Source organism: Sphingomonas sp. FW306-05-A (assembly GCF_058782275.1).
Genome location: NZ_JBYSXN010000002.1, coordinates 1560975 through 1575541 on the forward strand (window position 1 = coordinate 1560975; position 14567 = coordinate 1575541).

20 protein-coding genes are annotated in these 14567 nt (G+C 66.6%); 2 read left to right on the plus strand and 18 right to left on the minus strand.

What is annotated here, in order from left to right; genetic code table 11:
- Entirely contained in the window at positions 1–954 is a 954-nt protein-coding gene (locus AC3WJR_RS16080) for a DMT family transporter (RefSeq protein ID WP_492726000.1), read from the minus strand.
- Between the two features lie 53 nt (positions 955–1007).
- Here AC3WJR_RS16080 and AC3WJR_RS16085 point away from each other — a divergent pair, with 53 nt between their 5' ends.
- Positions 1008–2096, plus strand: a complete 1089-nt coding sequence (locus tag AC3WJR_RS16085) for an alkene reductase (RefSeq protein WP_492726002.1) — start codon at positions 1008–1010, stop codon at positions 2094–2096.
- A gap of 304 nt (positions 2097–2400) precedes the next feature.
- Here AC3WJR_RS16085 and AC3WJR_RS16090 read toward each other — a convergent pair whose 3' ends face one another.
- From AC3WJR_RS16090 to AC3WJR_RS16140, 11 genes are all read right to left on the minus strand, one after another.
- Positions 2401–3774 (minus strand): cytochrome P450, encoded by a 1374-nt coding sequence (locus tag AC3WJR_RS16090; RefSeq protein WP_492726004.1) that lies wholly within the window; start codon positions 3772–3774, stop codon positions 2401–2403.
- Between the two features lie 202 nt (positions 3775–3976).
- Entirely contained in the window at positions 3977–4537 is a 561-nt protein-coding gene (locus AC3WJR_RS16095) for a GNAT family N-acetyltransferase (protein ID WP_492726006.1), read from the minus strand.
- A complete protein-coding gene (ribH, locus tag AC3WJR_RS16100) occupies positions 4530–4949 on the minus strand; it encodes a 6,7-dimethyl-8-ribityllumazine synthase (RefSeq protein ID WP_492726008.1) in 420 nt (139 codons plus the stop codon). The genes AC3WJR_RS16095 and ribH overlap by 8 nt, the downstream gene beginning before the upstream one ends.
- Complete coding sequence (gene ribB / locus AC3WJR_RS16105; protein WP_354278666.1) at positions 4949–6112, minus strand: 3,4-dihydroxy-2-butanone-4-phosphate synthase; 1164 nt, start codon at positions 6110–6112, stop codon at positions 4949–4951. Before ribB ends, ribH begins: the two co-directional genes overlap by 1 nt.
- A complete protein-coding gene (locus tag AC3WJR_RS16110) occupies positions 6102–6734 on the minus strand; it encodes a riboflavin synthase (RefSeq protein WP_492726010.1) in 633 nt (210 codons plus the stop codon). Before AC3WJR_RS16110 ends, ribB begins: the two co-directional genes overlap by 11 nt.
- A 3-nt stretch (positions 6735–6737) precedes the next feature.
- Positions 6738–7754, minus strand: a complete 1017-nt coding sequence (gene ribD, locus AC3WJR_RS16115) for a bifunctional diaminohydroxyphosphoribosylaminopyrimidine deaminase/5-amino-6-(5-phosphoribosylamino)uracil reductase RibD (RefSeq protein WP_492726012.1) — start codon at positions 7752–7754, stop codon at positions 6738–6740.
- Between the two features lie 2 nt (positions 7755–7756).
- Positions 7757–8107 carry a hypothetical protein gene (locus tag AC3WJR_RS16120; RefSeq protein ID WP_354278663.1) on the minus strand — a complete coding sequence of 117 codons (351 nt, stop codon included), beginning with the start codon at positions 8105–8107 and terminating at the stop codon, positions 7757–7759.
- Positions 8108–8158: 51 nt separating this feature from the next.
- Entirely contained in the window at positions 8159–8833 is a 675-nt protein-coding gene (locus AC3WJR_RS16125; RefSeq protein WP_354278662.1) for a TonB family protein, read from the minus strand.
- 124 nt (positions 8834–8957) lie between these two features.
- Complete coding sequence (locus tag AC3WJR_RS16130; protein ID WP_492726014.1) at positions 8958–9608, minus strand: heme exporter protein CcmB; 651 nt, start codon at positions 9606–9608, stop codon at positions 8958–8960.
- 7 nt (positions 9609–9615) lie between these two features.
- Complete coding sequence (gene ccmA, locus AC3WJR_RS16135) at positions 9616–10215, minus strand: heme ABC exporter ATP-binding protein CcmA (RefSeq protein WP_492726016.1); 600 nt, start codon at positions 10213–10215, stop codon at positions 9616–9618.
- Positions 10212–10619 (minus strand): metallopeptidase family protein, encoded by a 408-nt coding sequence (locus AC3WJR_RS16140; RefSeq protein ID WP_492726017.1) that lies wholly within the window; start codon positions 10617–10619, stop codon positions 10212–10214. Before AC3WJR_RS16140 ends, ccmA begins: the two co-directional genes overlap by 4 nt.
- Before the next feature lie 50 nt (positions 10620–10669).
- Between AC3WJR_RS16140 and AC3WJR_RS16145 the strand changes: the two genes are divergently transcribed.
- The gene (locus tag AC3WJR_RS16145) at positions 10670–10963 is read left to right on the plus strand and encodes a 4a-hydroxytetrahydrobiopterin dehydratase (protein WP_354278658.1); all 294 of its coding nucleotides are present in this window, start codon (positions 10670–10672) and stop codon (positions 10961–10963) included.
- Between the two features lie 28 nt (positions 10964–10991).
- Here the strand turns inward: AC3WJR_RS16145 and AC3WJR_RS16150 are convergent, their stop codons facing one another.
- Genes AC3WJR_RS16150 through ispG form a run of 6 tightly spaced genes read right to left on the minus strand, consistent with a single transcriptional unit; the run spans position 10992 to position 14566 of the window.
- Positions 10992–11348, minus strand: a complete 357-nt coding sequence (locus tag AC3WJR_RS16150) for a TfoX/Sxy family protein (protein WP_492726019.1) — start codon at positions 11346–11348, stop codon at positions 10992–10994.
- A complete protein-coding gene (locus AC3WJR_RS16155; RefSeq protein ID WP_492726021.1) occupies positions 11348–11827 on the minus strand; it encodes a GNAT family N-acetyltransferase in 480 nt (159 codons plus the stop codon). Before AC3WJR_RS16155 ends, AC3WJR_RS16150 begins: the two co-directional genes overlap by 1 nt.
- Positions 11824–12675 carry a DMT family transporter gene (locus AC3WJR_RS16160; protein ID WP_492726201.1) on the minus strand — a complete coding sequence of 284 codons (852 nt, stop codon included), beginning with the start codon at positions 12673–12675 and terminating at the stop codon, positions 11824–11826. Before AC3WJR_RS16160 ends, AC3WJR_RS16155 begins: the two co-directional genes overlap by 4 nt.
- Before the next feature lie 38 nt (positions 12676–12713).
- A complete protein-coding gene (locus AC3WJR_RS16165; RefSeq protein ID WP_492726023.1) occupies positions 12714–13112 on the minus strand; it encodes a type II toxin-antitoxin system VapC family toxin in 399 nt (132 codons plus the stop codon).
- The gene (locus AC3WJR_RS16170; RefSeq protein WP_492726024.1) at positions 13091–13387 is read right to left on the minus strand and encodes an AbrB/MazE/SpoVT family DNA-binding domain-containing protein; all 297 of its coding nucleotides are present in this window, start codon (positions 13385–13387) and stop codon (positions 13091–13093) included. The genes AC3WJR_RS16165 and AC3WJR_RS16170 overlap by 22 nt, the downstream gene beginning before the upstream one ends.
- 36 nt (positions 13388–13423) lie before the next feature.
- Entirely contained in the window at positions 13424–14566 is a 1143-nt protein-coding gene (gene ispG, locus AC3WJR_RS16175) for a flavodoxin-dependent (E)-4-hydroxy-3-methylbut-2-enyl-diphosphate synthase (RefSeq protein ID WP_242137921.1), read from the minus strand.
- Position 14567: the final 1 nt, after the last annotated feature.

Genomic DNA, 14567 nt, shown 5'->3' on the forward strand with positions numbered 1-14567 from the left:
CTAGTCGCGGGCGCGGCGGCTTACCAGCACCAGCGCGACCGCGACGAGCGACGCGCCGAACAGGTCGGGCAGGCCGAGCTTCTCGCCGTAAACGGTCCAGCCGATCGTCGCGCCGACCACCGGCTGCACCAGCAGCGCAAGTCCGACGATCAACGGCGGCAGGCGGCCGAGCGCGAAGATCATCAGCCCCTGCCCGATGATCTGGCTGACCAGCGCGAGCCCGAGCAGCGGCCCCCACTGTGTCGGCCACATGCGCTCGCCGAGCAGCAGCGCGAAAATGAGGAGCGGCAGGATGCTGGCGAGCGTGGACAGCGCGAGCGCCGGGATCGGCGCCATCGTCGCGCGGGCGCGTGCCATCAGGATGAAATAGCCGGTGTAGAGCACGCCCGCGAGCAGGCAGAGCATGTCCCCCGCCAGATTGCGCGGATCGAGCTGATACGACCGCCCCATCAACAGGATCGCACCGACGCCGGCGAGCAGCAGCGCGATTCCCTGGATCCGCGTCGGCCAGGCGCGCGCCACGAGGAAGCCGTAGATCGGGAACATCAGGATCGCGCAATTCCCGAACAGCGTCGCATTGGCGAGCGTGGTGCGCAGGATGCCGAGATGCCAGCTCGCGAGATCCGCGGCAAAGCACACCCCCCCGAGCGCGATCACGAACCACAGCATTGGCGACAGGCCGACGTTCGCTGGCCGTGGCTTGCCCCCGGTCTCGATGCCGCTAGTGGCCCATGGTCGCCAGCCGGTCGACAGCGCCGCCGCCATCAGCACGGGTGCGGCGAGCGTGATCCGCCAGAAGGCGGAGGACACCGGCCCGACATCCGCCAGCCGCACGAACCACGGCCCGAACGCCAGCGCGACATTGGCGAGGATCACCGCCGCGATCGCGATCGCGGTCGGTTCGACCGGCATTTTGGACGAGACAGTTTTTCTTTCGGCGGTGCGGCGATGCATGGCGTGCTGTAGCGTCCTATCTGAGTGCGTCATAGCAAAAGGACTTTGCGCATATGCCCAGCCTGTTCGACCCCATCCAGCTTGGCGCCATCCACTCGCCCAACCGCATTCTCATGGCACCGCTGACGCGTGGCCGCTCGACCCGCGAGTTCGTGCCGACCGAGATCATGCAGACCTATTACGAACAGCGCGCGAGTGCCGGGCTGATCATCACCGAAGCCACCGGCATCAGCCGCGAAGGGCTCGGCTGGCCGTTCGCGCCGGGCCTGTGGAACGACGAGCAGGTCGCGCAGTGGAAGCTGATCACCGACCGCGTCCATGCCGCGGGTGGCCGGATCATGGTCCAGTTGTGGCACATGGGCCGCCAGGTCCATTCCTCGGTGATCGGCATGCAGCCGGTCTCGTCCTCGGCAACCGCGACCGCGGGCCAGGCGCACACCTATGAGGGCAAGCAGGACTTCGAGACCGCCCGCCCGCTCGAGCTGTCGGAAATCCCGCGGTTGATCGACGATTACGAACTGGCGACGCGCAATGCGATGGCGGCCGGGTTCGACGGCGTGCAGATTCATGCTGCAAACGGGTATCTGATCGACCAGTTCCTGCGCGATAACGCCAACTTCCGGGACGATTCCTACGGCGGATCGATCGAAAACCGCGTGCGTCTGCTGCGCGAAGTGACCGAGCGCGTCGTCAGCGTCGCAGGGGCCGACCGCACCGCAGTCCGCCTCTCGCCCAACGGCGACTCGCAAGGGGTGGACGACAGCAACGCGACCGCGCTGTTCACTGCGGCTGCCAAGGTGCTCGACGATCTCGGTATCGCCTTCCTCGAACTGCGCGAGCCCGGCCCCGACGGCACCTTCGGCAAGACCGACGTACCCAAGCAGTCGCCCGAAATCCGCAAGGTTTTCAAGGGGCCGCTGGTGCTCAACTCGGACTACACGACGGTCGAGGAGGCGCAGGCCGCGCTCGATTCGGGCGTAGCCGACGCAATCGCGTTCGGGCGCACCTTCATCAGCAACCCCGACCTCCCCGAGCGCCTGCGCACCGGCGCGCCGCTCGCGAAGGACAACGCCAAGACCTGGTACAGCCAGGGGCCGGAAGGGTATATCGACTACCCCGCCCTGCAGACTGCCGACGCGTAAGCGTTATTTGACTACCGCCGCGCCAGCGATGGTGCGGCGGCCATCCCCCAGATTCGTCATCCGAGACGAAGCATTCCTGCCTGCGCGAAACCTTTGCATACCCACAGTCGGAGGTTTGATCGTAACCTCGCGCCCCAAACGCTGCCGTCATGCTGAACGTGTTTCAGCATCCACCGCGCAACAGGCATAGTCCGAGCTCGCGGAGGGCTGGATCCTGAAACGAGTTCAGGATGACGGACGGTTTTGCAGACCTCTCGTCTGTGCGGAATGACGGACTTGGGATGACGGCATTGCACTCAACCCCCTACCCCAGCGGCACGAACCGCAACGGCAACCCATCCTTGGGCTGCGGAATCGGCCACGCCTGCCATTCCGCGCCGGACCCAGCAGCGAGCTCGATCCGGTAGCGGCTCAGCAACTGCGTCATCAGGATCCGGATCTGCATCGTCGCAAAGTGCAAGCCAAGGCACATGTGCGCGCCCCCGCCAAACGGCACCCACGCATATTTATGCCGCGCACGCACCGCATCGGGCAGAAAGCGCAGCGGATCGAACCGCGCCGGATCGGGCCATAGCTCGGGCATCATGTGCGTGTACGCCACGCTGACGCTGACCGTGCTGCCCGCGGGAATATGATAGCCCCCGAAGTCAAAATCCTTGACCGCGCGCCTGGGCAGTGACGGCACCGGCGGAATCATCCGCAGCGCCTCCTTGAACGCCATGTCGGTCAATTCCAGCCGATCGAGCTGGCCGTAAGGCAACGCGCCGCCGTCATTGAGCCCGAGCTCCGCGATCTCGGCACGAAGCTTTTCCTGCCATTCGGGGTTGCGCCCGAGCAGCATGACGAGGCTCGTCGCCGACGAAGTGATCGTATCGTGCGCCGCCATCATCAGGAAGTTCATGTGGTCCGCGATGGCATCGGCGGACAGCGGTTGCCCGTCGTCGCCGGTCGCGCGGCAGAATTGCGAGAAGAAGTCCTGCCCCTCGCCTGCCCGCCGCGCCGGGATCTCGCGTTTGAACAGGTCGATCAGATAGGCGCGCGCCTTGACGCCCTTGCGCATTTGCGTCCCCGGCAGCGGAATGCGGATCGGGGTGATCGACGCCTGCACCTCGTCGACGAACGCCTGGTTGATCCGGTTCGCTTCCGCACCGAGCGGCATCCCGAGGAAGCTCTCGGCGGCGAGATCGAGCGTCAACTGCTTGATCGCATCGTAGAAGCGCATCGGCCGGTCGCCCCAGGTTGCGACTTCGCGCGCGATCCCCGCATTGAGCGTCTCGGCATAATGCCGCATCGGCTCGGGCTTGAACGCGACCGCCATCACCTTGCGGTCGGCGCGGTGCTTTTCGAAGTCCATCAGCATCAACCCACGCGGGAACAGCAGGTTGAGCAGCGGCCCCCAGCCCTGTTCGGACGAGAACACGCGCTCCCGGTCGAACAGCACGAGTTCGTTCGCCTCGGGGCCGACCAGCGTCACGGTCGGGCCGCCGAACGCGTTGTTACGGAACACCGGACCATATTGCGCGATCATCCGCCGCCCGAATGCACTCGGATCGCGCAGCATCCGGAAGGTGTTGCCGATGAAGGGAAGCCCGTCCTCGCCGGGAATGGCGCGGATCGCGGATTGTTTCTGGCGTGGCAGCCAGTGCGGGTTCGCCTTGAAACTGTGGGCGTAGGCCATCGTGTCGCTCTCCCGCTTATTGACACGAGTATAAGTAAGCGGGGGGATGGTGGGAAGGGGGCAGCCCCCTGTCATGCTTCCCCGGCGAAGGCCGGGGCCCAGTAGCGAGACCTGAGAAGTTCAGGCGCTGCGCTTGCTTACCAGCGCCTGCGCAACTGGCCCCCGGCCTTCGCCGGGGAAGCGCTAACTATGAAGATCCAGATTACCTGGATCGCGCCCGCGCACGCCATTCCGCCGCCGTCTGCCCCCACGCATCCACGGGCAAATGCGCAAGCGGCGCAGGCAATTGCGTTGGCCCGCGATTGACCGACCCAAGCCGTGCCGCCAGCGCGGCAGATTCAACGTTGTCCGGTGCGATCGTGTGGATCACCTCGTCCCAGCCGAGCACGTCGAACGCATAGTCGATCGTCGCCACCGCCGCCTCGCGCGCAAAACCCCGGCCCGCAAATGCCCGCGCAACGCCCCAGCCGACTTCGGTCCCGGGCCAGCCCTCGGGCATCCACGGCCCGACTCGCCCGACCCACCGCCCGGTGCCACGCTCGATCAGCGAGAACATCGAGAACCCGCGGATCTGCCAGGCACCCGCCATGATGCACAGCGAGCGCCACGCGGTACTGCGGTCCTGCACGCCGCCCAGATGCCGCATCGTCACCGGATCGGCATTGAACGCATACCAGCCTTCCGCATCCTCCGCCGCAAGCGGGCGGAGGATCAGCCGTTCGGTAAACAGGATCGGCCCGTTTACCACGCGCCGCTCAGCCAAACCGGTCCTTGAGCGCCATCATGGCGATCGCCGCCTTGGCGGCCTCGCCGCCCTTGTCCTTCTCGTCCCGCCGCGCGCGCGTCAGCGCCTGCGCTTCGTTCTCGGTCGTCAGGATGCCGTTGCCGATCGCGAGACCGTCCATCGACAGCGCCATCAACCCGCGCGCGCTCTCGCCCGCGACGATCTCGAAATGATAGGTCTCGCCGCGGATCACCACACCCAGCGCGACGAACCCGTCATAGTCGCCGTTATCCGCCGCAAGCGCGACCGCGCCCGGAATCTCGAGCGCACCGGGGACGGTGATCGTCTCGTGGCTGTGCCCCGCCTCCTCGATCGCGGCGCGTGCGCCTTCGAGCAGCAGGTCGTTGAGATGGTCGTAAAACCGTGCTTCGACGATGAGGATCTTGGCCATTATTCTCCGCCCGTACCGGGGATGGAACGTTCGTCGACGATCGACAGGCCGTAACCTTCGAGCCCGACGAGCGCGTGATGTGTGTTGGTGAGCAGGATCATTTCCTCGACCCCGAGCTCTGCAAGGATCTGCGCGCCGACGCCGTAATCGCGGAGTTCCTCGACCTCGGGCGCGCCAGCGCCCTTGCCCTCGCCGCGCAGCTTGATGAAGCGCGTGAGCGAATCCTTCATCGGCCGGTTGATCACGACGATCACGCCTGCGCCTTCCTCGCCGATCAGCTCCATCGAGCGTGACAGCAGCCCCGATCGTTCGTTTTCCTCGCCGAAGACATCGACGAAGGTCGACATGGTGTGCATCCGCACCAGCGTGGGCTTGGCGGGGTCGATCCGGCCTTTGACCAGCGCGATCGTCTCGTCGCCGGTCGCCTTGTTGTGGAAGGTCATCGCCTTCCATTGGCCACCCCAGCGCGAGTCGAACGCCATTTCGGCGCGCTTCTCGACGAGATGGTCGTGGCGGCGGCGATAGGCGATCAGGTCGCGGATCGTCCCGATCTTGAGATTGTGGAGTTGTGCGAACGCCACGAGGTCGTCGAGCCGGCTCATCGTGCCGTCCTCGTTCATGATCTCGCAGATCACGCCCGAGGGATTGAGCCCCGCGAGCCGCGACACATCGACCGCCGCCTCGGTATGGCCCGCGCGCACCAGCACGCCGCCGTCGCGCGCGACCAGCGGGAAGACGTGGCCCGGCGTGACGATCTCGTCCTTGCCCTTGGACGAATCGATCGCGACCGAGATGGTCCGCGCACGGTCTGCGGCGGAGATGCCGGTCGTCACGCCGTCGCGGGCCTCGATCGAGGTGGTGAAGGCGGTTTCGTGCCGCGTGCCATTGTGACGGCTCATCAGCCCGAGGCCGAGCTCCTCAACCCGCTTCTTGGTCATCGCGAGGCAGATGAGACCACGGCCATGCTTGGCCATGAAGTTGATCTTCTCCGGCGTCGCCATCTGCGCGGGGATGACGAGGTCGCCCTCGTTCTCGCGGTCCTCGTCATCGACCAGGATGAACATGCGGCCGTTCTTGGCCTCGTCGATCAGTTCCTCTGGCGAGGACAGGAAGCCGTGGCGCAGCCGCGCGACTTCGGGACCGGAGGACGGGTTAGCGGCCACGATAATGCTCCATGCGCTTGAGATACCTGGCCAGCACGTCGATCTCGATATTAATCGGCGAACCGGCGTGAAGACTGCCGAGGGTGGTGACCGCGGCGGTGTGCGGGATCAGATTGACCCCGATCAACACGCGTTCGGGCTCGTCGTCGACGCTGTTGACGGTGAGCGATACCCCGTCGAGCGTGATCGATCCCTTGGGTGCGACAAACGGTGCGATGTCCGGCCCCGCCGCGATCACGACACGGTGCGATCCGCCCTCGGCCGTGACCGAGACGATCTCGCCGATCCCGTCGACATGCCCCGTGACGATATGCCCGCCGAGTTCCTCGCCGAGTTTTAGCGCCCGTTCTAGGTTGAGCTTCGCGCCCGCGGTCCATTGCCCGGCGGCGGTGCGCGACAGCGTCTCGCCCGACACGTCCGCGGCGAACCAGCCGCTCGCACCGCCGCCTGTACCGCCGCCCGCTCCCTTGTCGACGACAGTCAGGCAAACGCCCGAACAGGCGATCGACGCGCCGAGATCGACGCCCGCCATGTCATAGCCGGTCGCGACGATGACGCGCAGGTCGCCGCGTTGCTCGACCCGGTCGATCGTGCCGACGTCGGTAATGATCCCGGTGAACATCGCTTATTCTCCTGCGCCCGGCGTTACCGTCCCGGCGCGCTCCCTTACGCATTCGTAAACCTCGAGCCGGTCGCTGCCAAGCGCGCGCGCATCGGTCAAGACCCAGCGGCCATGCGCCGCTGCCAGATCGGTCAGCCCGATGTCGGGCAAGGTGCGCCCCCCGCCGACCAGGATCGGCGCGCGGTACAACAGCAGCCGGTCGACCAGATCGGCGGCGAGGAAGGCGGCAGCGGTCGTCGGCCCGCCTTCGATCAACAGATGATCGACCGCATCGAGAGCCCCGATCGCATCGGGCGCGGCAAGGTTTTCCCACGCTACCCCGGCATCGGGGTGCGCGAACGCAGGCGTATGCGACAGGATCAACCGCCGTGGCGCACGCTCTGCGAGACCATCGAGCCGGACGTCCAGCGTCGGCGCATCCGCCTCGATCGTCGCGCGACCGACCAGGATCGCCTCATGCCGCGCGCGTTCGAGATGTGCGTGCGCGCGCGCCTGCGGGCCGGTGATCCACTTGCTCACACCCGAACCCAGCGCCATCGCGCCGTCGAGCGACAATGCCAACTTCAGCGTGACATGCGGCCGCTGCTGCGACTGGCGGGTCAAGAACCCCGCGATCTGCCGGCGTGCCGCCGCCTCACCGATTCCAACGTCGACGGTGATTCCAGCCTCGCGCAACCGTGCGATCCCGGTGCCATTGGTCCGGGCGTCCGGATCGCCCATCGCGACGACCACGCGCGCGACATTGGACAGGATCAACAGGTCCGCGCACGCAGGGCCACGCGACGACAGATGCGCGCAGGGTTCGAGTGTCACGTAAACAGTTGCGCCGCGCGACTTTTCGCCCGCCTGTGCGAGCGCCATCGCCTCGGCATGCGGACGCCCGCCCGGTTGCGTCCAGCCGCGTCCAACGACCTTCTGGTCCGCCACGATGATGCAGCCCACATTGGGATTGGGCGCAGTCCGCCCGCGCCCGCGCGACGCCAGCGCGAGCGCCGCGTCCATCCAGCGCTGGTCGCTCATGGCTAGATCCCCCAGGCCTTCAGCCCGTCGTTCACCTTCTTGAACTGCGCCTTGCGTTCGTCCTGGAGCCGCTTGAGTTCGGCGTCCTGCTTGGCCTTCTCCGCGCTGTCGATCTTCTGCTGCGCGATGATCTGCGCATCGGTGCGGTCGAGCCGCCAGTTCTGCACGTAGATGATGTCGCGGTGATACGGCTTGGGCGGGATCCGCGATTCATAGATCACGCCCATGATCATCACATAGGTCAGCGCGAGCGCCACCCCCATGAAACCGAGCTGATGCGGCCGCCGCGTCGTCACATACGACTTCACATCGCGGAACGCCTGCTTGGGCGAGAGGTACTGCAGGAACTTCATCGCACAGAGATAGGCGTGGGCGGGGGGCTGCGCCAGCCCCGCCCGCGCACGCTATTCCTGCCCGAGCTGGAAGCGGACCGCCATCTGCTGCCATGCCTCGACCGCTACGCCGTCGCGCGTTGCGGGGGTGAAGCGCCATCTGGTCAGCGCCTGGCGGCGGGTGGCTTCAAGGAACGCCGGCGAGGCGGCGCTGATCGCCTCGACCTGCTTCACCCGACCGTCCGCACCAACGAGGACGCGCACGACCACGCGACCCTCATGTTCTGCGAGTCGTTCGTCGGCGGGATAGGCGGGCTGGAACGAGTCGCGATAGCGCGAGTCGATCCGGGGTGCGGTCAGGATCGGTACCGGCGGCAGCGGGATCGTGCCGACATCGCCGGTATCGCCCGTCGTAGCAGTACCCCCGATCGGCGGAAGGTCGACCTTTACCCCGGTGAAGCCGCTGGTGGTGATCGGGATCGGCGGATCGGTGACCTCGACATGGTCGATCGGCCGCGGCACCTGTGTCTTCGGCAGTGCGTTCTGCGGTTGCGGCTTGGGGTGCTCAGGCGGCGGTGGATCGGTCGGGAGCGGAATGTTGGTCGCGGCGATCGTCGGAACGACATTCCGCACGAAATGCGGAGCGGTCAGCGACAGCCCGAACAAAAGCACGCCGCTCGCGCCGAGCGCAAAGGCGAGGCCACCGGGGTTGAGTCCACCGGGCCGGGAATAGCGATCTGCAACCATGCGCTCATCTCCACCTAAGACCACCCGGTCTCTGCCGGGATTAGCGAGGATGTTACATCATAACCTGTCCGGTGAAAGAGACGTTGTCACATGTCATCGATCGGCGCATGTGCGCACGATTCTGTCACTCCATCGCCGAGCGCATCGCCGCACCCGCAACGAACGGTGCCCCCGCAAGCAACAGCAGGCTGACCGCGCCGAGCAGCTTGAGCGCACCCGTTCCCGCATCGCCCCCGACCCCCTCGATCGATCCCGCGCCGAAGATCAGCAGCGGCACCGCGAGCGGCAGCATCACCAGCCCCGCGACCGATCCCGCCCCGCGCAACCCCGTCACCAGCGCCGACGTTGCCACCGCCAGCGCTGCAAGGCCGGGGGTGCCGATCAGCAACCCGATCTCCACCGTCGTCAGCGTCGCAAGCGGCAGCCCGAGCAGCCCCGCCGCGATCACCGCAGCCAGCATCAGCGGCGGCCCAAAGCCGAGCCAGTGCGCGACGATCTTCGCCGCCGCGACCGACGCTAGGCTCATGCCGCGCACCGCCAGCTGATCGAGCACGCCGCTTTCGGTGTCGGGGCCGATCAGCCGCTCGACCGGCATCAGCGCGGCGAGCAGCGCCGCCGCCCAGATCACCCCGCCGCCGATCCGCGCGAGCAGCACCGTGTCGGGGCCAACCGCAAACGGGAACAGGATCGTGACGAGCAGGAAGAAGGCGAGCGCGTTGACGATCCCGCCGCTTGCCCAGCCGATCCGCAGGTCGCGCAGGATCAGCGTCAGCATGATGGCATCAGCATGGCAGGGTGATCCTCTGCGCGCCCGGCAGGTCGAGCGGCATGTGCGTCGCGACCAGCGCGATCCCGCCATTGGCACGGTGGCGCGCGATCAACCGTTCGAGCACCGCAACGCTCGCGACGTCGAGCCCGTTGGCGGGTTCGTCGAGCAGCCACAAGGTCGCGCCGCTGGCGACCACGCGTGCGAGCGCGGCGCGGCGGCGCTGCCCGGTGGACAACAGCCGCACCGGCACTTCGGCAATCGCGGACAGGTGCACCGCCGCCAGCGCATCGGTCGCCCGGTCGCGCGCGCGCGCAGGATCCGCATCGAGCGACGCCCAGAAGGTAAGCGCATCGATCAGCCGCCGGGCCGGATCGAACGCGTGCGTCTCCGCCATCAGCGCACGGGTCGGCGGATAGTCGATCGTCCCCCCATCGGGACGCAGCAACCCGGCAGCGATGCGGATCAGGCTTGATTTGCCGACGCCATTCGGTCCCGCGACCAGCCCCGCCGCGCCAGCAGGCAGCGAGAAGGACAAGCCATCGAACAGCATTCGCCCGCCACGGACGCAGCGGACGTCCGAGAACGCGAGCCCAGATGGGGTGGGGTCGTTCACTGGTCCGAAACCGTTGCTTCCAGCGCGTGCATGTCGGCATCCGACAGACCGAAATGATGCCCGATCTCGTGGATCGTGACATGCCGCACCAATTCGCTGAGCCCGACCCCGGTCGCGATCCATTCGTCGAGGATCGCGCGGCGATACAGATGGATCCGGTCTGGCAGTGCACCGCTTTCCATCGACGATTTCTCGCCGATCGGGCGGCCGTGATACAGGCCGGTCAGGTCATACGGATCGTCGATCCCGAGCGCGTCGAGCGTCTCGTCGTCGGCAAAGTCCTCGACCAGCAGCACGACGTCGCCGAGATGGTCCAGAAACGCGCGTGGCAGGCCCGCGATGGTCGCGCGGGCGATCGTTTCGATCGTCTCGGCATCGGGCGGGAGTTGATCGGGCTGCTCCATGCGGTAAGCCTTACGGTGATGGCGCACGGTGCGCCAGCGGGAGAGCATGTGTGACGGTGGAGCCGCTCAACGACGAAGACCGGGCAGCAGCGCTCGATACGCTCGACGAATGGGATTATGACGAATCGCGCGACGCAATCACGCGGCGCTTCACCTTCGCCGATTTCAGCGAGGCGTTCGCGTTCATGACGCGCGTCGCGCTGCTGGCGGAGAAAGCGGACCATCATCCCGAATGGTCCAACGTGTGGAACCGCGTCGACATTGCGCTCACCACGCACGATGCGGGCGGGCTGTCGCACAAGGACGTCGCGATGGCGGAGGCGATCGAGGCGCTGGCGGAATAGCGGATATCCCGGCGCGACGGGCGCGGCGTTATTTGGGCGGCTTCTTCCGCTTGACCGGCGCCCGCGCTCCCGCTGCAACACCCAGCAGCGCCCATTCGCGCAGCACGTCCGCGTCGTCGTACACGTCATCTGGCGCGCGGCGGTAGTTCATCGTGCCCGTCCGCCCCTCGCCCATCTCATAGGTGAAGCGCGCACAGCCAGCGTCATCCCAGGCTGTGTCGCTTGTCGCATCCGCCTTGAACCACAGCAGGTCGTCGTCGACGATCCCGAAGATCGTGCCGTCGAGATAGAGCGTCGCGCCGCCCATCATCGCGCGCTTCGTCACGGTTCCGACCGGGGCGAGCGCTTCCTCGACCCAGGCGAGCAATCCCGGGTCGACCGCCATCAGCTCTTGTCCGCGAGCTTCGCCAGCGCATCGCCGGTGACTCGGTAGACGGTCCATTCCTCCATCGGCAGCGCGCCGACCGAGCGGTAGAAGGCGATCGCCTTCTCGTTCCAGTCGAGCACCGACCATTCGAACCGCGTGCAGCCACGCTCGACCGCAAGGGCCGCGAGATGCTGGAGCAACGCCTTGCCGACCCCGCTGCCGCGCGCCTCCGGCGTGACGTAGAGATCCTCGAGATACAGCCCGCGCCACCCGGTCCAGGTCGAGAAATTATGGAAGAACAGCGCCATCCCGACCGGCTTCCCGTTTAACGATGCGATCGCGGCTTCGGCCGCGGGATGCGCGCCGAACAAGGCGTCGTGGAGCAACGGCTCGGTCGCGACGACCTTGTCGGCGGCGCGCTCGAACTCGGCGAGTTCGTGGACAAAATGCAGAATCAGCGCGACATCGTCGGCGGTGGCGGGGCGGATTTCGATCATGCGGCGGCCTCGGTCTGGGGTGCGGGAGCGGCGGTGCCGCGAATGGCGAAGATGCAGCCCGCGATGATGAGGGCCGCGCCGGCGAGGGTGTAGAGTGAGACGCGCTCGTCGAACACCCACCAGCCGAACATCCCCGCCCAGACGAACGCGGTATATTCGACCGGCGCGAGCACCTGCGCCTCGGCATGGCTGTACGCCCACGCCAGCGCGATTGCCGAGATCGACCCGAGCACCGCCGCGCTACCAATCGCGGGGAGCTGCGCCACGCTCGGAACCGCGGCGAACCACCAGGCGCCGACGAGCAACAGTCCGGTCAGCACGATGCTGGTGAACAGCGCGACCTCGAGCGGATCAGCGACCTGCGCCTGTTGCCGCAACAGGATCAGCGAATACGCGTAAAAGATCGACGCTGCGAAGATCGCGAGCGAGCCGAGCACATGGGCGGTCGAGGCATGCGCCTGCACTTCCCCCGCCGCGATCGCAAGCACGCCGAGGCTCGCGATCACCGAGCCGAGGATCGCCGCGCGCCGGATCGTCTCGCCGAGCAGCACGGCGGCGAAGAACAAGGCGATCAGCGGCGCCAGAAAGGTCAACGCGACCCCCTGCGCCATCGGCACGCGGACCAGCCCCCAGAAGAACAGCAGCACCGAGATCCCCCCGGTCGCCCCGCGCAGCGCATGAAGTTTCAACGCCGCCCGCCCCGGGAAGGCGCGGCGCTGGAGCAGGAACACCGTGCCGAGCAGCATGACCCCGACGAACGAACGCCACAGCACCGCGCTATACGCGCCGCTGGTGATGCTGAGGCCCTTCATCAGGACATCCATCGCCGAATAGGTTGCGATCCCCATCGCGGCGACGGAGAAGGCATGTCTAGCGCTGCGAACCGTCACCGAATCAGCCGTATGTCTAGGTCCAGACCAAGGTTCAGCCATTTGCCGTCGCACGTGAAGATCGACCGCCCCGTCGCAATGCCAAGTGCCAGACAGGCGCGATCCGCGAAGGACGTTCCCGTTCGATCGACTCGCGGATGCAACGCGGCAGCGATACGGGCGTCCGCCGACGCGAATGGCACGATCACGATGCCCAGTTTCGTCAATTGTTGTTCCACATCGGAACCCGCGATGTCGCGCCGCGCGCTCTTGTGCAGGACTTCGTCGAGATTGACGGCAGATAGCAGCGCGCCATCGCTGTGCGCGATCACGAGATCAGCGCCAGGTTCCTCGAAGATGACAGCCAGGATCGACGACGCATCCAGAACCGGGGTCACCGCTTCCCCGCCAGCCATTCGTCCATTTTCCGTTGTTCCAGTCGCGCCTGTTCCTGCCGCTCGGCAAGCAGTTCATCGACGATGCTGCCCGCCCCCTCCGCCGCCGGGCCGCGCAAGGCCCGGAACCTCGATTGCACTTCCTGCACGACCTGGGCGCGGGTCTTGAGGACGATGTGCCCCGCTTCGTCCCGATCCACGGCCAGCGAATCGCCGGGTTCAATTCCCAATTCGCGCCGAAGTTCGGCGGGAATGACGAGCTTGCCGCCAGTGATCACTTTGGCATGATAGGTCATGTCAGGCCTCCCGAGACCTGACATGTACCACAGGACCTATTCCGCCGCCACGGGCACCGGCACCGCCGCCGCCAACGCGGCATCATGCGCCTCGATCGCGGCGGCCTTGTCCTCGACCAGCTTGACGATGTGTTCGAGCATATCCTCGCTGTTGACCGTGTGGTCGGTCACGCCCGACAGATACACCATGTGCTTGCCGTTGCCGCCACCGGTCAGCCCGATGTCGGTCTCGCGCGCTTCGCCGGGACCGTTGACGACGCAACCGAGCACCGACAGCGACATTGGCGTCCGGATATGCTGGAGCCGTTCCTCGAGCGCCTGCACGGTGCGGATCACGTCGAACCCCTGCCGCGCGCACGACGGGCACGACACGACGCGCACGCCGCGGTTGCGGATGCCGAGCGCCTTGAGGATCTCGAACCCGACGCGGACTTCGTCCTCGGGCTCGGCCGAGAGCGAGACGCGGATCGTGTCACCGATCCCGGCCCACAGCAGCGAACCGATTCCGATCGACGACTTGACCGTCCCGCCGACGAACCCGCCCGCCTCGGTGATGCCGAGATGCAGCGGGCAATCGACCTGCTCCGCCAGCTGATGATAGGCGGCGACCGCGAGGAAGAAGTCGGACGCCTTCACCGCGACCTTGAATTCGTGGAAATCATGGTCCTGCAGGATCTTGATGTGATCCATCGCGGATTCGACCAGCGCATCCGGGCACGGCTCGCCATATTTTTCGAGCAGATGCTTCTCGAGCGAACCGCCGTTGACGCCGATCCGGATCGCGCAGCCGTTCGATTTTGCGGCGTCGATCACTTCGCGGACGCGCGATGCGGAGCCGATGTTGCCCGGGTTGATCCGCAAACAGGCGGCGCCTGCGTCCGCTGCTTCCAGCGCGCGCTTATAATGGAAGTGGATGTCCGCGATGATCGGCACGCGGCTCGCGCGGACGATCTGCTTGAGCGCGGCGGTGCTTTCCACGTCCGGGCAAGAGACGCGGATCAGATCGACGCCGGCATCCTCGCAGCGGCGGATCTGGTCGATCGTCGCACGCGGGTCGCTGGTGGGCGTGTTGGTCATCGTCTGCACGGTGACTGGCGCATCGCCGCCGACGGGGACATTGCCGACCATGATCTGGCGGGACTGACGACGCATGATATCGCGCCACGGACGTAGGGACATG